Annotated in this window: 16 protein-coding genes and 1 other annotated feature; of the genes, 6 read left to right on the forward strand and 10 right to left on the reverse strand. The window is 66.4% G+C overall.

All coding sequences use genetic code 11. The features are described from left to right. Positions 1-9: 9 nt before the first annotated feature. The 5 genes from EPO52_RS15525 to EPO52_RS15545 all read right to left on the reverse strand — a co-directional run bounded on the left by EPO52_RS15525 (position 10) and on the right by EPO52_RS15545 (position 6,020). The gene (locus EPO52_RS15525; protein ID WP_290808222.1) at positions 10-1,380 is read right to left on the reverse strand and encodes an MmgE/PrpD family protein; all 1,371 of its coding nucleotides are present in this window, start codon (positions 1,378-1,380) and stop codon (positions 10-12) included. 11 nt (positions 1,381-1,391) lie between these two features. After that, complete coding sequence (locus EPO52_RS15530; RefSeq protein ID WP_290808226.1) at positions 1,392-2,447, reverse strand: ABC transporter ATP-binding protein; 1,056 nt, start codon at positions 2,445-2,447, stop codon at positions 1,392-1,394. Next, positions 2,444-3,448: an ABC transporter permease gene (locus EPO52_RS15535; RefSeq protein ID WP_290808228.1), complete on the reverse strand. Its 1,005-nt coding sequence runs from the start codon at positions 3,446-3,448 to the stop codon at positions 2,444-2,446. Before EPO52_RS15535 ends, EPO52_RS15530 begins: the two co-directional genes overlap by 4 nt. Before the next feature lie 11 nt (positions 3,449-3,459). Continuing rightward, positions 3,460-5,034 (reverse strand): ABC transporter substrate-binding protein, encoded by a 1,575-nt coding sequence (locus EPO52_RS15540; RefSeq protein ID WP_290808230.1) that lies wholly within the window; start codon positions 5,032-5,034, stop codon positions 3,460-3,462. Between the two features lie 68 nt (positions 5,035-5,102). Beyond that, positions 5,103-6,020 (reverse strand): ABC transporter permease, encoded by a 918-nt coding sequence (locus EPO52_RS15545; RefSeq protein ID WP_290808233.1) that lies wholly within the window; start codon positions 6,018-6,020, stop codon positions 5,103-5,105. A gap of 245 nt (positions 6,021-6,265) precedes the next feature. Between EPO52_RS15545 and EPO52_RS15550 the strand changes: the two genes are divergently transcribed. The 6 genes from EPO52_RS15550 to EPO52_RS15575 all read left to right on the forward strand — a co-directional run bounded on the left by EPO52_RS15550 (position 6,266) and on the right by EPO52_RS15575 (position 14,923). After that, on the forward strand, positions 6,266-7,906 hold the full coding sequence (locus EPO52_RS15550) for a thiamine pyrophosphate-binding protein (protein WP_290808236.1): 1,641 nt from the start codon (positions 6,266-6,268) through the stop codon (positions 7,904-7,906). Between the two features lie 11 nt (positions 7,907-7,917). Further along, a complete protein-coding gene (locus EPO52_RS15555; protein ID WP_290808239.1) occupies positions 7,918-10,440 on the forward strand; it encodes a CoA transferase in 2,523 nt (840 codons plus the stop codon). A gap of 43 nt (positions 10,441-10,483) precedes the next feature. Further along, positions 10,484-10,858 (forward strand): zinc ribbon domain-containing protein, encoded by a 375-nt coding sequence (locus EPO52_RS15560; RefSeq protein WP_290808242.1) that lies wholly within the window; start codon positions 10,484-10,486, stop codon positions 10,856-10,858. After that, entirely contained in the window at positions 10,851-12,002 is a 1,152-nt protein-coding gene (locus EPO52_RS15565; protein WP_290808244.1) for a thiolase family protein, read from the forward strand. Before EPO52_RS15560 ends, EPO52_RS15565 begins: the two co-directional genes overlap by 8 nt. A gap of 28 nt (positions 12,003-12,030) precedes the next feature. Further along, positions 12,031-13,506, forward strand: a complete 1,476-nt coding sequence (locus tag EPO52_RS15570) for an aldehyde dehydrogenase family protein (RefSeq protein ID WP_290808246.1) — start codon at positions 12,031-12,033, stop codon at positions 13,504-13,506. Between the two features lie 152 nt (positions 13,507-13,658). Then, positions 13,659-14,923, forward strand: a protein-coding gene (locus EPO52_RS15575; RefSeq protein ID WP_290808249.1) for an IS3 family transposase whose coding sequence is annotated in 2 segments (ribosomal slippage) — positions 13,659-13,962 and positions 13,962-14,923 — 1,266 coding nt in all. Because the reading frame shifts where the segments join, the coding sequence is not laid out codon by codon here. Beyond that, positions 13,958-14,092 (forward strand) — a sequence feature (AL1L pseudoknot). Its footprint overlaps the gene before it by 135 nt. 93 nt (positions 14,924-15,016) lie before the next feature. Here EPO52_RS15575 and EPO52_RS15580 read toward each other — a convergent pair. The 5 genes from EPO52_RS15580 to EPO52_RS15600 form a co-directional block, all read right to left on the reverse strand. Next, a complete protein-coding gene (locus tag EPO52_RS15580) occupies positions 15,017-16,279 on the reverse strand; it encodes an iron-containing alcohol dehydrogenase (protein WP_363340591.1) in 1,263 nt (420 codons plus the stop codon). After that, a complete protein-coding gene (locus EPO52_RS15585; RefSeq protein WP_290808252.1) occupies positions 16,240-17,676 on the reverse strand; it encodes an amidase family protein in 1,437 nt (478 codons plus the stop codon). Before EPO52_RS15585 ends, EPO52_RS15580 begins: the two co-directional genes overlap by 40 nt. 25 nt (positions 17,677-17,701) lie before the next feature. Continuing rightward, positions 17,702-18,634 (reverse strand): ABC transporter permease, encoded by a 933-nt coding sequence (locus EPO52_RS15590; protein ID WP_290808255.1) that lies wholly within the window; start codon positions 18,632-18,634, stop codon positions 17,702-17,704. 29 nt (positions 18,635-18,663) lie between these two features. Next, positions 18,664-20,181 (reverse strand): sugar ABC transporter ATP-binding protein, encoded by a 1,518-nt coding sequence (locus tag EPO52_RS15595; RefSeq protein WP_290808257.1) that lies wholly within the window; start codon positions 20,179-20,181, stop codon positions 18,664-18,666. Positions 20,182-20,204: 23 nt separating this feature from the next. Next, a partial coding sequence (locus tag EPO52_RS15600; protein WP_290808258.1) for a sugar ABC transporter substrate-binding protein occupies positions 20,205-21,141 on the reverse strand: 937 nt, incomplete at its 5' end.

Raw genomic sequence — 21,141 nt, forward strand, 5'->3', positions numbered from 1 at the left:
TCATGCCCATCACTGCACCACCGGCATCGACGCCCCGCTCAGCACGAGACCGGGAACGAGCTCATCGTGCTCTTCGACCGACAGCCAGAATGCCGCGAGCGCGCCGGCCTCGGCTTCGCCGAGCACCGGCGTCACGAGACCCAGGAACTTCTCCCGCAGCTGGTCTCCCGTGAGCGGATTTCGCCAGTGGCCGGGCGGGTCGACGATCAGCACGTGATGCGTTTCCCCGGTGCGGGTGCGCGCCGAGACGGCGAGACGGATGTGCTCGGGGAAGGCCTTCTCGGACTCGTCGTCCAGGTGGACGCCGATCCGCTGCATGAGGGGACGCAGCACCGGATCGAGGTAGCTCTCCGGCTCGTACGTCGCCTCGGTGATGGTGCCGTCGAGCATCGCTCGAGTGAACAGATACGGCATGCTGTGGTCTGCGGTTTCGCGCGTCCGGGGATCCCACTTCAAGGGGTCGCTGCCGATCTCGTGCCAGGACGACCAGTGCGTGCCGATGCTGATCTTCTCCACGTCCTGCAGCGACACCTTCTCGCGCAGCTGCACCGCGGCGGCGACCGCGGCCGTGGCGTTGTACTCCACGGGCCACGGCTTGAAGCTCGTGCGCAGGATGCGGAAGTCTTCCTCCGCCACCGGGAAATGGTCGAGCGTAAACCGACCGGTGACGAGATCCCACAGACCGTGGCGGCCCTCGATCGGGTCGTCCGGCCCGGTCATCCCCTCCCCAGCCAGCTGAATCGCGAACGTCGCGTTGCGCACCGCCGCCGCGGTCGCCGCGCCCTTCCACATCGACAGCAGACCGGCACGCGTGTTGCGCAGCGGGATGTTCGATACGGCGGTGATCGCAAGCGCATCTCGGATCGTCGCCTCATCGTAGCCCAGCATGGCACCGAGCCCGGCGACCGACCCGAGTCCGATCGCGTACCCCTGATCCCACCCCTTCTCCCGCAGCTGCGTCGCATCCGCCAGGCGCATCGACACCTCGTAAGCGACGACCACGCCGGTGAGGAACGCCCGCCCCGTCACCCCCGGCCGTGCGCCGAGCGCCAGCATCGCTCCCAGCATGTCGCTCGGATGGCCGCCCGGGTAGAAGTCGTTGAAGTCGAGGAAGCGGATCGCGCAGGTGTTCGCGAACGCCGCGAGGTCCGCCGACCCCGTCGGCCCCGATCCGAAGGCCACGCCTCCCCCGGTGCTCTCGGGATCGGAGGCCGGGAGCAGCTTTCGAGCGATCTGCGCCGGCGGTCCGTCCAGGCCGCCGAGGCCGCAACCGAGAGCGTCTAGGGTCACGGACTTGGCTTGGGTCGCCACCGAATCGGGGAGCGACTCCCAGCGCTGGGCGGAGGCGTATCGGGCGATGCTGAGCAGTGTGTGGTCCACAGTGGGTTTTCCTATCCGTTGTGCGATGTCGAGGCGACGGAAGCGGCGGGGATCGGCCCGTGGGCCTGGACCTGCTCGGCGAAATGACAGGCCGACCGGTGATCCGACTGGTCGGCAAGGGGCAGCAGTGCGGGCTCCTCTTCTCGGCAGAGCGCAGCGGCGCGCGGGCAGCGCGGAGCGAACCGGCAACCCGCCATGCGCACGCTCGGGGGCGGCGGCGAGCCCGGGATCGGCACGAGCGGCGGGTGGTCGTATGCATCCAGCCGGGGCGCCGACGAGATAAGCCCGTCGGTGTACGGATGGGCCGGGCGATCGAACAGCCGATCCACCTGTGCGCTCTCCTGCACGGCGCCCGCGTACATCACGGCCACGCGGTCGGCGAAACCGGCCACGAGCGCGAGGTCGTGCGACACGAGCATCACGGACATGTCCCGCTCCTGCGACAGCACCCACAGCATGTCGAGCAGTCGAGCTTGCAGTCGAACGTCCAGCGCCGTCGTCGGCTCATCGGCGATCAGCAGCTCGGGCGCCCCCATGAGGGCGGCGGCGATCACCACGCGCTGACGCATCCCGCCCGAGAAGTGGTGGGGGTACTCGTCGAAGCGGTCCGACGGGCGCGGGATGCCGAGGCTCCCGAGCAGGTCGATGGCCTCCGCCCGAGCTTCGCGACGCCCGAGGCCGCGGTGGCGCCCCGCCTCGACAACCTGGCTGCCGATTGTGCGCACCGGGTCCAGTGACGTCATCGGGTCTTGGAACACCATGCCAATCTTCCGACCTCGAATGCCTCGCATCTCGGAGCTGCTCGCCGAAACCAGATCCTTGTCGCCCATCATGATGCGGCCCGAGATCTGCGCGTCGGGCATCAGCCGCAGGATCGTGTGCGCCGTAACCGATTTGCCGGAGCCGGATTCGCCGACGATCCCCAGCCTCTCGCCCTTCCCGACCCGCATGTTCACCCCCCGAACGGCATGGACCACTCCGCGTGCGCTATCGAACCGCACGTGCAGGTCTTCGATCGATAGAAACGGCACCGGCTCGGAGGCCGTCATGGCAGGAGAGGTCATCATCGCCTCACTTTCGGATCGATGAACAGGTAGGCCAGGTCGACGATGAGGTTGACGAGGACCGCGACGGCCGCGATCACCGCCACACTCGCCGTGATGAGGGGAAGGTCACGCTGCTGGATCGAGGTGATCAGCATGCTGCCAATGCCGGGCCACGCGAAGATCACCTCGATGATCACGATGCCGTTGAGCAGCGACGCCACCTCGCTGCCGATCAGCGTCAAGACGGGGATGGCGGCATTGCGCAGCACGTGCTGTCTGCCGATCGCCCCCTCGGCGAGCCCGCGCGTGCGGGCGGCCGTGACGTAGAGCTTGCCCATCTCGTCGGCGACCGACGACCGGGTGATCTGGGCGATGCGCCCGAGCGGCAGCAGTGCCATCGCGCAGGCGGGCAGCACGGCGTAGTGCAGCCCCCCGTAGCCGTTCGTCGGGAACCAACGGAGCGTGACCGCGAACACGAGGATGAGCAGCAGACCGAGCCAGAACGTCGGCATCGAGACGCCGAGCGCCGAGATCGAGGTGATGAGGCGGTCGACCCACGAGTTGGGTCGCCGGCCGGCAGCGAGCCCGAAGATCACGCCGAGCGGCACCGCTACGATCAGGGTCACCTCCGCGAGATAGAGGGTCTTCGCGAACGACTCGATGGCGAGCGGCAGGGCCGGCATGCCCTGCCAGGTCGACACCCCGAAATCGCCCGTGATCCACCCCGAGAACGACTCGGCGAATTGCACGAACAGCGGGCGATCCAGCCCGAGTTCGGTGCGGAGCGCTTCCACCTGCTCCGCCGTGGCCTCCGGCGGCAGCATGAGCACTGCCGGGTCGCCGATGACGTTGCTGATCAGGAAGACCACTGCCAGCACCACCAACACGGTGGCAACACCCGCAAACAGCCGCTTCACGACGAGGGCTATCAGGGAGTCGGCCCAGAAGAGCCTGATGGTGCGCCAGACCGACGTGCCCGACGACCGCTCCTCGGCGGTCCTGGTGCGCTCGATGGTTGTCATACGTCCGTTCCTCACGCGCCTCGTGTGATCTCGGTCAGCAGCACCAGGCCGTCATTGCGGGCCTCCCAGTCGATGGACTCCGAGATGGCGTTGAACCGGGCCGGCTGCGCCACGGGGATGACCGAGTAGTCGCCCCACAATCGCTCGGCCGCGGCGGCGAAGAGCTCCTGACGCTCGTCGCCGCTGGTCGCCATCGCCTGCTCGGTGAGCGCGTCGAGCTCAGGGTCGCACATCGTCGAGACAGACCCATCGCACGTGAACCACCCGGTGGTCGCGGACATGTCGCCGAGCTGATTACTGTGGGAGTACAGCAGCACCCACCCGCGGTCGGGCGATGCCGGCTTCTCGCGCAATCCTGCCTGCAACTGCGAGTTCTCGGTCAGCGCGGACGTCGCGTCGAACCCGAGCTCGGCGAGCTGCGCCTGGAGCACCTGGATGATCTCTCCGCCCTGGTCCACGAAGCCCGTCCGAGCGACCACCCGCAGTGGAAGGCTGAGGTCCACGCCGTCGGCGCGAGCCTCGTCGAGCAGCTCCTTGGCGTGCTCCACGTCGTGCGGATACGGCTCGAGATCGGGGTTGTACCCCGTGACGCCCTCGCGGATCAGCTGGGACGCGCGTGCCCCCTCCGGCACGTACTGCTCCACGAGGCCGGAGAGGTCGAGCCCCTCGGCGATCGCCTGGCGCACTCGCACGTCCTTGAGCATGGGGTTCGTCTCCGCGTCGAGTCGCAGCAGGATCGTTTCGACGGAGCCGGTCTTGGCGCACGCCGGGAGACACTGGGCGGGCTGCAGCTGCACCCCGATATCGGCGTTCGCGGCCTGCACCGCGGACGCGCGCACCGCGGGGTCGGCGTTGAAGGCGAACCGAGCCGATTGCACCGTCAGAGCCGTCTGATCGGAGTCGGCCTCGAGGCCCCACCAGTCTGGGTTCGCCTCGACGTCGAGATACTGTCCGCGCTCCCACGAGACGAACGAGTAGGGACCGGTGCCGACCGGCGTGGTCTCGTAAGTGCCGTCCTCCAGCGTCTTCGGCGAGAAGATCGGGCTGAAGAAGAGACGCGACGGGAGAATCGGATCCTCCTCGGGTGTGGTGATCACCAGTTCGTGCTCGCCCGACGCTTCGGCCGTGATCTGGGGGCCCATGAACTGCAGCAGCGGGTAGTTGTTCTCTGGCTTCCACGTCCAGTTCAGGGCCGCAGCCGCAACCTCGGCGTCGAACGGAGTACCGTCGTGGAACGTGACGTTCTCGCGCAACTGGAACGTCCACGCGGTCGGGTCGGTCTGCTCCCAGCTCACGGCGAGCCCGGGGAGAGCCTCGCCCGTCTCGGCGTCGCGCATCACCAGGGGTTCCTCGATGTTGTAGATCCAAGGCGATCCCTCGTCAGATACCGCCGCCCAGCTCCCCATCGAGCGGGGCTCCTGCGCGAGCGAGACGGTCACGCGCTCCTGCGTGCCGCCGGATTCGTCGAGGCCCGGCGGCGCGCAGGCGCTGAGCGCGGTGACGGCTCCCACGCTGATAACCGCGGCGAGCATTCGGAGGGCGCGCACCGCCGGACGGCGCGTTCGCAGGGTGTGAGAAGAACTCATCGATGAACCTTTCTCGAGAGGATGGGATAAGCGACACCGTCGTCGTCGTATCACTGCGGCGACGGGGATCAGACGCCGGATGCCTTCGGGAGCGGCATCCGGCGGCCGCTGCGACCACCGGAGGCTCCGATGCGTGCGGCGAGGATGTTGAGACTGAGGGCGGTCAGCGCGATCGCGATGCCGGGAAGCGTGACCTGCCACCAGGCCGTGGTCATGTAGTTCTTGCCCTCGGAGAGCATCAATCCCCATGACGCGGTAGGCGGCTGCACCCCCAGTCCGAGGAAGTCGAGCGAGGCCTCGAGGAGCATCATCATCGCCATCTCCAGCGTGGCGAGCACGCCCACCGACCGCAGCACATTGGGCAGCGCGTGGCGGATGATGACGCGTGCATCGCTCGCTCCCAGTTGAACGATGCCCTCGAAGAACTGGCGCTCCCGCATCGAGAGCATGATCCCGCGGACGAGACGCGCGTAGACCATCCAGCGGGTAATGGCGAGCACGAGGACGACATTGAGGATGCCGGGCCCGAGTACGTAGAGGGCCAGGAGAGCGATCAGGAGCGACGGAAGCCCCATCTGGAGGTCGACGGTCCGCATGATGAGCCAGTCCGCGAACCCGCGGTAGTAGCCGGCGATCAATCCCAGGGTCACCCCGATGAGAACGGATCCCGCAACGCTCAGCACGCCAACCGTGAGAGAGATGCGAGCGCCGAAGATCAGTCGGCTGAGCTCGTCGCGGCCGAGGGAGTCGGTGCCCAGAAGATGACCCGGTGTGCCCGGGCCCTGTCCTGCCCGGGCCACGTCGATGGTCATCGGATCGTACGGCGCGACCCACTCCGCGAAGATCGCGGCGACCACCATGCACGCGAGAAAGGCAGCGGCCGCCACCGCGAACCCGTTGCCCCGCACCACTCGAGGGGCGGCCCGAAGACGCTCGCCGGAAGCCGTCCCGACGCGCGGTGCCCGTCCGACCTGGGTGGAGATCATCGTCCTACTCCTCTCGCCCGGCGGTGACTTCGGTGTCACTCGAGGCGCCGGTGCCTGCGTCGGCAATGCTCGAACGGTCCGCGGCACCGAACCAGCGACAGGCGGCGAGATTTCGTCTATATGAACAAGACCTCGGTTGTTGCGGGTATCTGATACTTCGAGACGAGACCCTGGTTCGCGTGGGCCGTGCGAATGCAGGCTGACGATGACCGGTCAGGTGGCCGGCTGAATCTACTGGAGGTCCCGTGTCAGAGTCGACATCCGAACTCACCGTCGCCGCGCGCATCCTCGACCTGCTCGGCGAGCTGGGCGTGCAGGAACTCTTCGGGCTTCCCGGCGTCCATAACCTGCCGTTCTGGCGGGACCTGGGCGCCGGACGCCCGCGAATCGTGGGCGTGCGCCACGAGCAGACGACGGTGTACGCGGCCGACGGCGCCGCCCGTGCCTCGGGAGGGCTCGGCGTCGCTTTGACGACGACCGGCCCCGGCGCGGCGAACGCCGCCGGTGCCCTCGGCGAAGCTTGGTTCTCATGCAGCCCCGTCCTACTGATCGCGAGCGAGGTCTCCTCTCAGCAGCGCAAACCCGGCAAGAGCCGCCGGCTGCTGCACGAGTCACCGGATCAGGCGGCCATCTTCGAGACCATCAGCAAGGCGGTCTACCGACCGCGCACACCCCAGGAGGTGGCGGAGGTGCTGCCGGAGGCCGTGGCCCTCGCGCTGACCTTCCCGCGCGGTCCCGTCTACCTCGACGTCCCCTTCGACGTGCTGAACATGCCGTGCCCCCCTATCCCCCATCCGGCCGCGCTCGAGCGCGCCGGCGCCGCGGAGGCCGAAGTGCGTGACGCGGTCGAGGCCATCGACGCGGCCGAGAAGGTCGTGATCTGGGTCGGTGGAGGTGCCGTGGCGTCCGACGCCGGGGACGAGGTCGCGAACCTGGCGGATGCCCTGGGCGCACCGGTCATCACGACGTACGGCGGGCGAGGAATCCTGCCGCCGGATCATGCCTCTTCGGTGAGCTATCCCGCGCACGAGCCCCCGGTGGCCGACCTGCTGCGCGAGGCCGATCTGCTCCTCGGCGTCGGATCGGATTTCGACGCGATCAGCACGAAGGCTTGGACGATGCCGCGCCCGCCGAAGCTCGTCTCCATCAACGTGGATGCCGCCGACGCCGCCAAGGACTACCAGCCTGATGCGCTCGTGGTGGCCGACGCGCGCGCGACCCTCGAGGTCCTGACGCCGCTGCTGCGGCGGCGAGACGGAGCGTGGGCCGATGTGCCGGCCCTGCGTGAGGGGGTGCGCGCCGGTCTGATCGACGACCCGCGCACCACCTCTCCGATGACACTCGTATCCGCGGTCGAGACGGGCTGGCCCGACGGGGGGCGCATCGTCTGCGACATGGCGATCGGCGCGTACTGGGTGAACGCCTACGCCCGCGTCCCCGGAGTGCGGCGCATCCAGTGCCCGATCGGATGGGGCACACTGGGCTACGGGCTTCCCGCTGCGATCGGACCGGCCGCGGCGAACCTGGGTCCCACACTCGCGATCGTCGGCGACGGGGGCGTGATGTACGGTCTCGGAGAACTGGCGACGCTCGTGCAGGAGAACCTGCCGGTGACCCTGCTCATCGTCGACGACGGCGGGTACGGGATGCTCCGCTACGACCAGATCCATGACGGCGACGAGGAGCGCGGCGTCGATCTCGCCCGACCCGACTTCGCAGCGCTGGCGGAGAGCTTCGGGATCCCGAGCTATCGCATGGACGGCATCGACGACGGGTCGCTCCGGGACCTGCTCACGGAGTGCGCCGCCGCAGGCGGCCCCAGGGTCATCTGGCTGAATCAGACGCTCATCCCGCCGCGCACCACGTCGCCGCGTTGGAACGACTGAGGAGGCCGACGATGACATCCTCATTCGACGGCATCCGCGTACTCGAGGTCGGCTCTCGCCGATCGGTGCAGGTCGCCGGCCAGCTGCTCGCCCTGCTCGGCGCAGAAGTGCTCGTCGTCGAGCCGCCGGCGGGTTCATCGGAGCGCCACCAGGGCGCACTGGCCCCCGCCGACGGCCCGGCGGAGGAGCGCAGCATCTCGCACTGGTACTACTCGGCGGGCAAGTCGTCGACGATCCTCGACCTCGATGACGATCGGGGCAGGGCCGCCCTCGACGCGCTCATCGAACCCGGCGTGATCCTGCTCGACGGCCTCGACGAGCCGCTCGTTCCGAGTTCAGCGCGGGACGACTGGAACCTTGCCCGCCCGCAGTCGGTGTACTGCCGTGTGAGCGCGTTCGGTGACGACGGACCGTGGTCCGGCTTTCTCGACAGCGACCTCGTCTCGCTCGCGCTCGGCGGAGTTATGGCCTCCTGTGGGTACGACGACGAGGAGGATCTCTCCCCCATCGCTCCCGCGGGCGGGCAGACCGGCCACATCGGCGGCGTCACCGTGGCAATCGCGGTGCTCGCAGCCCTGCGCGATCTCGGCAGGACCGGACTGGGCCAGTCCGTCGACGTCGCCGAGCACGACGTGCTGGCGGTGTGCACGGAGATGGCCAACACCTATTGGGAGGCGCAGCACATCAACCCACGGCGAGCCACCGGCAGGCACGCGCGCCCCTACCCCAGCCCGCCGTGGAACCACCCCACCGCCGACGGCAAGTACTTCTGCTGTCTGCCGCTGTACCTCGATGACAGCCGGTTCCGCGCGATGGTCGAGTGGTTCGGCGCGCACGGCATGGCCGAGGACCTGCACGACGAGAGGTACCGTGTCCTCGCCGAGCGCTCCAAGCACATGGACCACATCGTCGCGGTGATCCGCGACTTCTGCCGCACCCAGCCGGCCGACGTGCTCTTCCGCGAGGCGCAGCGGCGCCGGCTCCCATGGTCCGTCGTGAACGGTCCGGAGGAGCTGCTCGCCGACCCGCACCTCTCGGCGCGCGGCGCATTCGTCCCGGTGGTGGACCGCGACCGCGGAGCGACCTGGCTCGCCCCGGCAGTGCCGTTTCGGCTGCACGGCTCGCCGGCCACCCCGCCCGCCCGCCCGCCCCTGCTCGGCGAACACGACTGCGTCTGGGACTCCGAGGCCCCCGGCTGGCTGGGCGACCTGCCGATGTCTCCGGGAAACGACGCCGCGCGGCCCCTGGACGGCTTGCGCGTGCTCGACTTCTCGTGGAGCGTCGTCGGCCCCACGATCACTCGCACCCTCGCGGCGCTCGGCGCCGACGTGATCAAGGTCGAGTGGCCCGCGCACGCCGATCCCATGCGCACCACCATGTACCGCGCGGGCGAGCAGGCGAAAAGCCTCGACAACGGGCCGTTCTTCGCGAATCTCAACATCGGCAAGCAGGGGCTGAGCCTCAATGCCAGGTCCGAGGAGGGCATGCGCATCGTGCGTCAGCTGCTCGCCGAGAGCGACCTGGTCGTCGAATCCTTCTCGGCCACGGTCTTCCGACGCTGGGGGCTCGACTACGCCGAACTGCGCCGGATCAACCCCGGCATCATCTACGTGAACGCTTCCGGATTCGGGCACTCTGGCCCGTACGAGGAGTTCGTCACCTGGGGCCCGACCGCGCAAGCGTTCAACGGCCTCACCGCCGTCTCGGGCCTGCCGCATCGCCAGCCCGCGGGGTGGGGATGGTCGTTCATGGACGTCATCGCGGGAGCGGTGGGCACGGTCGCGACTCTCGGTGCCCTGTGGCATCGCGATCGCACGGGCGAGGGCCAGGAGGTCGAGCTCGCCCAGGTCGAAACCGGCCTCGCGTTTCAGGGCCCGTCGCTGCTGGCCGCACAACTACTCGACTCGTTGCCGGTGCGCGTCGGCGCCCGCACCATCGACGCCGACGAGGAGATCGCGTGCTTCCGCGGTGAGGCCGGGGTGCCCTACAACGTGTACCCGACCGCCGGCGGCGACCAGAACGACTACTGCGCCGTGACGGTGCTCACCGACACGCAGTGGAGACGGCTCTGCCGGGTGATCGGAGCTGACGACTGGCTCGACGATACCGAGCTCGACCACGTCGAGGGACGCGCGCGCCGACAGGACGAGATCGACGAGCGGATACGCGCCTGGACCGCCGAGCGAGACAAGTGGACGGTGATGGAACTGCTGCAGGCGGCGCGGGTGCCGGCCGGGGCCGTCCAGTCGCCCGAGGACCGGCTGGAGGCCGATCCGCAGCTGCGGCACCGGGCCATGTTCCAGACGCTCGAGCATCCGGATCTCGGTAACTACCGGTTCGAGGCCGCACCATTCCGGCTCTCACGCACACCCCCGCGCCTGTGTGCCGTGTGGCCGTCGATCGGGGCGCACAATGCCGAGGTTCTCGGAGGCATCGGTCTCGATGAGCACGACCTGGCGCGCCTCGACGAGACGGGCGTCACGTGGCCCGTCGGCATGCCCCGCCGTATCACGGTCGAACGGTCGCTGTGGTGATGACGCGCGCTTCCATTGTCGGACGCCAGGAAAGGATGTGATCGTGGACCGGTATGCCGCCCACTGGTGGGCTGCGGTGTCTCGGGGGCTGTTGCTGCTGCAGCACTGCGAGCGCTGCGACACGCTGCAGCACCCGCCCTCCGCCGTGTGCCGCTCTTGTCATGAGGACCGCGGGCTTGGCTGGCGCGAGCACGACGGGGCCGCGCGGCTCACCGCGGCGACCACGGTCCGCTCCACCACGTACCCGCAGTTCCCGCCTCCCTATTCCATCGGAGTGGCCGAGATCGCGCGAGGATGCCACCTCATCGCGGGGCTCCCGACCGTGCTGCCCGTCGGCGCGCCCGTGCAGATCGTCTTCCGCGACTGGGGCGGCAGACACCTTCCCGTCATCGAGCCGAAGGAGGATCGCAATGGCTGACCGCACCGGCCGCGCAGCGATTCTGGGGGTCGCAGACAGCGCGCTGGGCAAACTCCCCGACCGTACGCCGCTGGATATTGCCGCAGAGGTTGCACTAGCGGCCTGCGCCGATGCGGGGATCGCGCTCGACCGCATCGACGGGGTGCTCGTGAACCCGCCGATGGTCGACGGGTTCTCGCGACACGCGCTCGCGCTCGCCGAGTACCTCGGCATTTCGGAGCAGCTGACGCACGCGTCGACGGTGGCGCTCGGAGGCGCAGCGGCGATCGTCGCGGTGCACGAGGCTCTGTCACTCGTGGAGTCCGGCCGCTGCAGCGCCGTGCTCGTCGCGTTCGCCGACACCCCGCGGACCGGGCAGGATCGCAGCTCGTCGGTTGAGAGCTTCGCGCGCATGCGCCACCCGCTGTGGGAACAGCCCTTCGGCATGATGAACGTCTCGGCGTACGGGTTGCTGGCGAGCGCCTATCTCGCGCGCTTCTCGCTCGATGAGGACGCTCTTACGGTGATCCCTCCGGTCTTCCGACAGAATGCCTCGACGAACCCGGCGGCCGTCTACCGGACACCCTTGAGCGTGGAGGATGTGCGGGCGTCGCGACTGGTCTCAGACCCGCTACACCTGCTGGAGTGCAGCCCCATTTCCGACGGCGGCGCTGCGATCGTGATCGGCCGCGCGGGCGCGGGGCGACGCGAGGTGGCGATGCTCGGCTGCGGACAGGGCTACCGCTACGACAGCGTGAGCTTCGCCGGCGACCTGAGTACCACGGGAGCGGGGCTCTCCGGCGCGCGCTGCTATGCCGACAGCGGGCTCACCGCGACGGACGCGGACGTCGCCCTCATCTACGACTCCTACTCCATCACCGTCGCCATGGAGATGGAGGAACTCGGTATCTGCCCGCCCGGCACCGCGCCCCGATTCGTCGCCGATGGCGGCATCTCGATGGATGGGCGGATCCCGGTCAACCCGCACGGCGGTCTGCTCTCGCACGCGCACTGCGGCGGCGCCGCCGGCATCCACCACGTCACCGAGGCCGTCAGGCAGTTGTCGGGTGACGCGGTCAACCAGGTGGCGGGGGCGCGCACCGCACTCCTCCACGCAGAGGGCGGCATCGTCTCCGCCAATGCCACGGCGATTCTCAGCACATGACGTCAGGCCTCAAGAGAAGGAGCACACCATGATCCCGAACGACGCGCCCTCGAATCCCTGGGAGCGCACCTCCCTGCCGAACGGCCGGCATCTCATCGGAGGCGAGTGGGTGCCGGCGCGCACGGGCGAAGTCGTCGACGTGATCGACCCGTCGTCCGGAACCGTCATCACCACGGTCCCCCGGGGCGACGCGACCGACGTGGACGACGCCGCTCGGGCGGCCGAGGAAGCCTTCCCGGCCTGGCGAGACGAGTCGGCGACCGTGCGCGGCGAACTGGTCCACCGCTGGGCCGAACTCTGCCGCGAGCGCGCGAGCGACCTCGACGCTCTCGAGGCCTTCGAGGTCGGGCGCCCGCTGCTCGGATCCTCACCGATTCCGCGCACGATCGCGTACGTCGCCGGTGCCGCCGACAAGGTCGCGGGCCTCACCCTGCCCTCGCACCACCCCGACGCGCTCGGGATGACCCTGCGCGAACCGTACGGCGTGTGCGGCAGCATCATCCCGTGGAACGTGCCCGGGAAACTGATGGCGGCGGATGTCGCCCCAGCCGTTGCGGCCGGTAACACGATCGTCGTCAAACCCGCCGAGGACGCCCCGCTGACGGTGCTCTACCTGGCAGCTCTCGCGCAGCAGGCGGGGCTCCCGGCCGGCGTGCTGAATGTGGTCACCGGGTATGGCGCCGAAGCGGGCGCCGCACTGCCGGAGAACGCGCGCATCAGGCGGATGAGCTTCACGGGATCGCCGGACACCGGACGGCGCGTCATGGAGGCCTGCAGCCGACGCCTCATCCCGGTGCACCTCGAGCTCGGCGGAAAGTCGCCGCAGGTCGTGCTGGGCGACGCCGACCTCTCTCGCGCGGTCCCGGCGATCGTGACGAGCATGACGTTCAACGCGGGCCAGGTCTGCGCCGCGGGCACCAGGGTCGTGGTGGATCGGTCGCGTCACGCCGAGCTTGTAGATCGAGTAGCGGAGCGGGTGGCGAACCTACGCATGGGCAGCTGGGACTCCGGTGCCGACATGGGACCGCTGATCAACGCCCGCCAGCAGGATCGCGTACTCGGATACCTCGACGTAGGGCGGGGAGAGGGCGCCGATGTCGTCGTCGGCGGCTCGCGCCCGAGCGGTGCCGAGTTCGACTCGGGCTTCTACGTGCAGCCGACCATCTTCGACTCCGTCACGCCCGAGATGAGAATCGCACAGGAGGAGATCTTCGGGCCAGTGCTCGCCGTGCTGCCGGTCGACGGCGCCGAAGAGGCGGTCTCGGTCGCCAACGGCACGGAGTACGGTCTCGTCGCCTCGGTCTGGACCCACGACGTCGGCACCGCTGTGCGCACCGCCCGGCGCGTGCAGGCCGGTCAGGTGTACGTCAACACCATGGGCTCGACCGATGTCATCGGCGCACCGTTCGGCGGGTACAAGCGCAGCGGCTTCGGACGAACGATGGCGGCAGACACAATCCTCGACTACACGCAGGTGAAGACGCTCATCATCAAGGCCGAATGATCGGATTGAACGTCGACGCAGCGGTGGAGCGGTAGGCGTTCCTTACCCCATTTGAAGGTTTGGCTAGACTCGAACTAAGAACGGATGCATCATCCATTTGAAGCGCCCTGAGTTTGTTGGAGGCTCCTGATCTTGGAAACGAGGATGGGGTTATGCCGAAGGAACTGGCGTCGGGGAAGCCGACGACGCGTCGCTACTCGAGCGAGGAGAAGGCCGCCGCGGTGCGGATGGTAAGAACGCTGCGCGCTGAGCTCGGCTTCACGCAAGGAACGGTGCAGCGGGTCGCGACGCAGCTGGGTTACGGGGTCGAGTCCGTGCGGATGTGGGTGAAGCAGGCCGACGTCGACGACGGTGTCGCCCCCGGTGTGAGCTCGGTGGAGGCGCAGCGGGTGAAAGAGCTCGAGCAAGAGAATCGGGAGCTTCGCCGGGCCAACGAGGTGCTCAAGCGGGCGGCGTCTTTCTTCGGGGCGGAGCTCGACCGCCACTACCGGAAGTAGTCGCGTTCATCGACGCGAACAAGGATGACGTCGTCGACGGTCGCAGGCTCGGAGTCGAGCTCATCTGCAGACTGTTGCAGGTGGCTCCGAGCAGCTACTACGCCGCGAAGACCCGTGCGCCCTCGGCCCGTGCGCTGCGTGACGAGGAACTGATCCCGCAACTGGTCGACCTGTGGGAGAGCAACTACCGCGTCTATGGGGTCCGCAAGCTCTGGAAGGCAGCCCGCCGCGCGGGGATCATGATCGGCCGCGACCAGACCGCGAGGCTGATGCGCGTCGCAGGGGTCGAAGGTGCGAGGAGATCGAAGCGGGTGAAGACCACACGGCCGGATCCTTCGTCGGCGCGGCACCCGGACCTCGTGAAACGGGAGTTCACCGCGATGGCGCCGAATCGGCTTTGGGTCACCGATCTGACGTTCGTGCCGACGTGGGCCGGCGTCGCCTACGTATGCTTCATCGTCGACGTGTTCTCTCGCATGATCGTGGGCTGGCGAGTCGCGTCGCACATGCGCACCGAGATGGTCCTCGACGCGATCGAGATGGCGCGTTGGTCGCGCGGTGCTCACCATCAGGATCTGCGGTGTCACAGCGACGCGGGCTCTCAATTCACGTCGATTCGCTACGGCGAACGGTTGGCCGAGATCGGCGCCACGCCGTCGATTGGAACTGTCGGCGACAGTTACGACAATGCCCTGGCCGAGACGGTGAACGGCTACTACAAGGCCGAACTCGTCCGCGGACCCGCCCGCTCAGGGCCGTGGAAGACCGTTGAGGATCTCGAGCTCGCGACGCTCGGCTGGGTGCACTGGCACAACACGCAACGCCTCCACGGATACCTCGGCGACCTACCGCCCGTCGAGTTCGAGAACGCGTTCTATGCTGTCCCTAACGACCGCAATCTGCTGATCGGAATCAAATAGCGCGAGTCTCCATCAGACCCAGGGCGCTTCACTGTCGTGGATGAGCCCCGACCTTGCCCCTAACCAGTCTGCGCTGACCCGTCTACGGTCGAGTCAGGGTGCACCCCCAACATATGCGTTCCTGACGATCTCTCCCACAATCTCCGTGTTCGCCTCGAACGGAGCATTTCCTATAAGCCGGGCAATGCCGAGACTCTTCTCGACGATCTCATCAAGCTGCGACTTGGCTACACCCATCTCGCGCAATGAGCGAGGCAGCCCGATAGCCCGAGTGATCCCCGCGACACGACTGATCGCAGCCTCCGCCCGTTCTTCAGCGGTCCCCGTCATCGCAGGGACGAGTGCCGTTCCAACCTCAGCGAGGCGCTCGACTCGCCATGGCATGCATGCCCGCATGACATATGGGAGCAGCAGCCCAGTTCCCATACCGTGAGGCGTTTTCGTGAGCGCCCCGAGCGGATACTGAACGGCATGGCCGAGATGCACCCCCGCGTTACTGAATGCGATGCCCGCGAGTGTCGCGCCGTAGGCATTGTTCCGGCGGGCAGCTCGGTCGCCGCCATCCCGGTACGCATCGACCAGACTCGCTCCGAGCGCTCCGATCGCTCCGAGAGCGAACCCGGAGTTCAGCCGGTTAGCCCCGGTCGCAACGGGCAACGTCTTCGACCAGTCCAGCCGCATATCCCGGGCGGTGTGCGATTCGATCGCGTGCGCAAGTGCATCGATACCGGAGTACGCGGTGATGCTCGGCGGCGCCCCAAGCGTCAGTTCAGGGTCGACGATTGCCACTCTGGGAATTAGGACAGGATCGGAGATTCCCACCTTCAGCGCATGCGAGGGATCGGAGACCACCGCGACGGATGTCACTTCAGACCCAGTACCGGCCGTGGTGGGGACTGCGATAAGAGGCAGCACCGTGCGGCCTACCCGATTCTCACCATAGAATTCGGCGAGAGGCTCGGAAGTGACAAGCCTGAGCGCAACGAGCTTCGCAAGGTCGATGGCGCTCCCCCCGCCATAGGCGAGAAGAGCATCTGGTTCCAGACCGGAGAAGCGGGCCGCAGCAATCTCCACCGAATCGAGCGGAAGCTCAGGGACGACATCCGAAAAAGTCCTGTACTCAATACCTCGGTCATCGAGCGACTTCAGCACCTCGAGGAACTCCGGGGAATCGAGGAAGAACGCGTCCACGATCACGCCAAGTCTACGCCCGAACTTTTCCACCGCAGGCGCGATGGAGACTCGCGCTCCTTCCCCGAAGTGGAGCGCATCCGGCGCGCGCAGCACGCCATGGCCCATTGACACCGGCGCCGGCATTACTCGACCCCCCAAGGCTCGGGCCGCAGGTGCGCCCATGGCCGCACTTGCTCGAATGCGTGCGAAGCTCGGAGCACGAGCGCATCGGCGAGGTGACCACCCGAGATCTGCAGCCCGACGGGTTTGCCGCCGGGAGTGAAACCCGCAGGCACGGAGGCCGACGGGGTGAGCAGCGTGTTGAAGGGATAGGTCAACAACCAGCCGAAGATCTGGTGCCCAGTCGACGAACCTTGGAGCCGCTCAGGCGTCACCATCCCGTGTGGAATCGCCGTGTCGGCGAGCGTCGGGGTGATGAGCAGGTCGTATTCCGAAGTAAAACGCGCCCATTCATCCCACATTTTGCCGCGGAAGTTCGCTGCGTCGGCGCGTTCCCGGCCCGAGACGTTGAGCGCGTACTGGATCATATCAATGAGATTGTCGTCGATCTGACCGCGGTACGACTCCCAGTCGAGAAGCGCATATTCCTCACCCCATCCGGGTGCGAACACACCCGCCCAGAAGGCTTCTTCCGGGTCACCCCAATTCGGTCGATCCTCCACTATTTCAGCACCGAGCTCAACGAATCCCTGGAGCGCATCGAAACACACCGCAAGCACCTCCGGGTCGACGGGACCCAGACCAAGGTCCGGGGACCAAGCCAGCTTGAGACCTTTAAGCGGTCGATCAAGCTCCGCAACATAGTCGACGCCATCAAACGGCAAGCTCGTCGGGTCCTCAGCGTCCGGACCGACCATCACGTTCATCATGAGAGCAGCGTCCTTCACCGTGCGAGTCAGCGGCCCATGGCAGATCCAGGGGTTGTAACGGCTCGCCTTCAGGCTGTGAGGGATGCGTCCACCACTCGGTTTGAATCCGTAAACACCGCACAGCGAGGCCGGGATGCGGATGGAGCCGCCGCCATCACCGCCCTCCGCGAGTGGCGCCATACCTGCAGCAACAGCCGCGGCCGACCCGCCGCTCGAGCCCCCGGCACTGTGACCCGGAACCCACGGGTTGTGTGTCGGGCCGTAGACATGATTGTCGCTGAAGCTCGCGTAGGCAGTCTCGGGGAAGTTCGTGCGACCGAGAAAAAGTCCACCAGCATTTCTCAGGCGTTTGACAACCACTGCATCATAATCCGCGGTCTGTCCTCGAAAAGCCTCAAGACCGAGATCCATTGGGTAACCCTGCATCGAAGTGGTGCCTTTGATCGCATACGGCACGCCGAGGATGGGTTTCGTCTTCCCTTTTCCCTCCGCAACCTGCTGGTCAAGCCGCTTCGCCTCTTCCCGGACCTCGTCTGCCTCGAAGTAGATGTACGCGTTTACCGAGGGGTTTGTGGTCTCGATCTGTTCGATGAATGCTTCGGCGATCTCGCTCGGACGCAAATCACCCGAAATGACAGCGGTTGCCAAATCATCCGCGGTTGACCAGACGATCTCTTGCTGCTGATTCATGTTAATACCTTTCGAGTAGTGAAGATCACGCTCGGCGCCGGAGCCAGACGGTGAGCGCTTCGAGGCCAGCTGCGACGACGAGCACGCCACCGGTGACCATGCCAGCCACTTCCGGGCCGAAATTCATCAGAGTGAGACCGTTCTTGAGAATGGCAAGCAGCCATACGCCAATCAGGACTCGCCAGATACTTCCGCGACCGCCGGTGAAGGGAATACCGCCGAGCAGAATCGCCGTAAGAATGGTCACCTCGAAGCCCAACCCGAGAGTGCCCGACGGAGCGCTGTCGAGTCGAGCAACCTGCAATAAGCCGGCGATACCAACGGCAAGGCCGACAGCGGCGTAAAGCGCGACGACCGTCCATTTGACCCGGATCCCCACGAGGAATGATGCGCGAGGGTTCACACCGATGGCTTGTATGCGCTTCCCGATCGGGAGCGCGCCCATCACGAACACGAGAATGAGCGACACAATAATCGCAACCCATCCGACGTAGGTGATACCTAGGAAGCTCGTGTTCGCGAAGGCACCAACTGGGGGCGGGAACCCAAAAATAGAATCGGGAGCAAGGAACTGTGCCATGGCACGCCCGCCTGCTAATCCTCCGAGCGTCACCACGATCGGGGACAGCCCCAGCACGCCTATGAGAATGCCGTTAACGACGCCAACAAGCAAGCCGACCGCGAGCCCGGTGACCACACCTGCGCCGACTCCGGCCGAATTGAAAACGATAGCGGCCGAAACGCCACTCAACGCCATCATGGATCCGACCGACAGGTCGACGTATCCACTCATCAGTAGCATTCCGGCAAAACCAGCGACGACGAAGGTCGGCGCATTCTGAGTAATAACCGTCGAGATATTCGCGAATGTGAAGAAAGCTTTCGTCGCGAACGCAAAGTAGACCATGAGCACTGCGCACGCGAGCGGCATTATCCAATCAACGAATCCGATCAGCACAGAAGTTCGGCTCTTGGGCTGTAGCGCATTCATACTGATACGTTCCTTTCAGTGGATTCAGGCTGAGCCAGCGCTGTAAGCTCCGCCTCATCGAGTTCGTTAGGACCGGAATATCGGACCTCCCCGTCGACCAAGACGATGACACGGTCGGCGAGCGCCACGATCTCCTCAGGATCGCTCGATGCAAAAATCACCGCCATACTCTCCGCTTCTGCAACACCCCGGATCAGGTCGTATAGGTCGCTTCGAGCGCCGACATCAACGCCCTGCGTTGGCTCATCGAGGAGCAGCACCTGAACATCGGCCGACCCGGCGGCCCACCTGCCGACTGCGATCTTTTGCGCGTTCCCGCCGGAGAAGCTGTCCGCCGGCAACAGCGGGTTGTTCGGGACCAGACCAACGCGACCGGCGACATCTGCGAACTCAGCGAGTTCCCCTGCACGATTACGCATACCCTTCGCAAGTTTGCTCAGGTGCGGCATAAGGAGATTGTCGACAGCGGCCATTTCACCGAAGAGCGACTGCTCCTTGCGGTCTGAGGCAACGAGCGCGATACCTGCACTGATCGCGGCACGGGGCGACCTGTGATCAACCGGCTTGCCACCGAGCCTGATGGTGCCACCTGCACGCGGACGCACCCCCGCAATGGTCTCAAGCAGGTCCGTGCGCCCAGAGCCAAGCAGGCCGAACACACCAACGATCTCGCCTTCTCGGAGCGCGAGGTCGATCGGTCCGGTGAACCCCCCTGACAGCTGTTCAAATTCGATCTTGACAGCGGTATCCAGCGCTCTGTTGCCTTGCTGCTGCTCACGACGATCGGGCGAGATCGCGTCAACGAGGTCGCTCAGGCCGATATCCGCACGTGCGCGGGACCAGAGCACCTCCCCGTCGCGCAGAACCGTCACATCGTCGGAAATCTCGAGAATTTCTCCGAGGAGATGAGACACGTAGACAACCGAGATCCCGGTGCCGCGTGCGAGTCGACGTACCAACGCGAGGAGCGCATCGACTTCATGCACACCGAGCGCCGCCGTTGGCTCATCAAGGATGAGCACCGATGGCTTACGCCGGACGGCTCGGGCTATTTCCACCATCTGCTGTTCACCGACGCTCAGCGTCTCGACCGCGCGCTTCGGGTCCACGTCCAAGCCGAGGAGTCTGAAGACCTCTCGGGTTTCGGCCTCCTGACGTGCACGGTCTGTGAGCCCAAGGTTTGTCTTGAGCTCGGATCCCAGAAATACGTTGTCGGACACTGAGAGCGGTCCGATGAGTTGAAAGTGCTGGTAAATGATCGCGATGCCCGCGTCGAATGCCTGGAGTGGGGTGAATCCCGCATGCACGGTCCCGGCGACCGTGATGTCGCCGCTGTCGGGTCTCGCCGCCCCGCTCAGGCAGCTGAGCAAGGTGGACTTACCTGCGCCATTCGCTCCGAGCAGAGCGTGAACGCGCCCTGCTCGGAGCTCGAGGTCAACACCCTTCAGCACCGTATTCGATCCATAGCTCTTCCACAGATCAGTAACGACGAGGCTGGACTGCTGTTCGCTCATAAATGGGTTGTACCTTTGTTCAATCAGTCGAACTGAGCCAGGAGCTCGTCGATTGTGGCGTCGTCGCCGTGGCGAACCAACACTGGAGGCGTCTGACGATTCGTCTCGCCCTCTCCTGTGATCGCTGCGAGCGACACCTGAAGGATGTCGTCAGCCAATGGGGCCGGAGGGATCGCGGCGGTCACGCGGAATGCGCCGCCATTCTTGATCGCGGCGAGTGCATCAGGCGTACCATCGGAACCCGCGATGAAGACTGTCTCCGGGTCAATCCCTGCATTATCAAACGCTTTCTTCGCGCCGAGCGCTACGTCGTCGTTCACGCCAATGAAGACTCTGAGGTTCGGATTCTCCCGTAGTGCGTCCTCCGCGATCTGCAGGCCACAGGCCTGATCCGCGCAGTTCTGCTGCGACACGACCTCGATGCCATCGGCTTCAAGCTGCGCTGCTGGCTTCTCCCAACGGCCCGAAAGGGTACCGAGCGCAGTGATCTCGGTCACCGCCGCGGAGACATCTCCATCAGGGTAGTTCTCGGCGATCCAGGCCGACATCTCATCGGCGATTGCCTGACCGCTCTCATCGCTGTCGAAACCGACACCGCCGTCCTCGCCCTCCATCGGGCTTGCATAGGTGAGCCACTTAATGCCCTGGTCTTGGGCCTGCTTCTGCAGGGACGTGAATGCGGATTCATCGACCGGCCAGAGCAGGATCGAGTCGACGCCCTGGGTAACCCAGTTCTCGACCGCGGCACGCTGACTCTCGAGATTGCTCTCAGTGGTGTTGTCGAGCAGCACCGTCGTGCAGCCCTGTTCCTCACCGTATTGTTCGAGGAAGTTCTTGACCGCCGCCGGAGTCCCGCGGGGTGGTGGTCTTTCGGGCCCGCGGCGTCGTGACCGCGACGGGGTGAGCCATCGTGCGATGGTCAGTGAGAACGACCAAGAACTCACACAGAAAGACGACACC

Source organism: Herbiconiux sp., from assembly GCF_004297105.1.
GTDB lineage: Bacteria > Actinomycetota > Actinomycetes > Actinomycetales > Microbacteriaceae > Herbiconiux.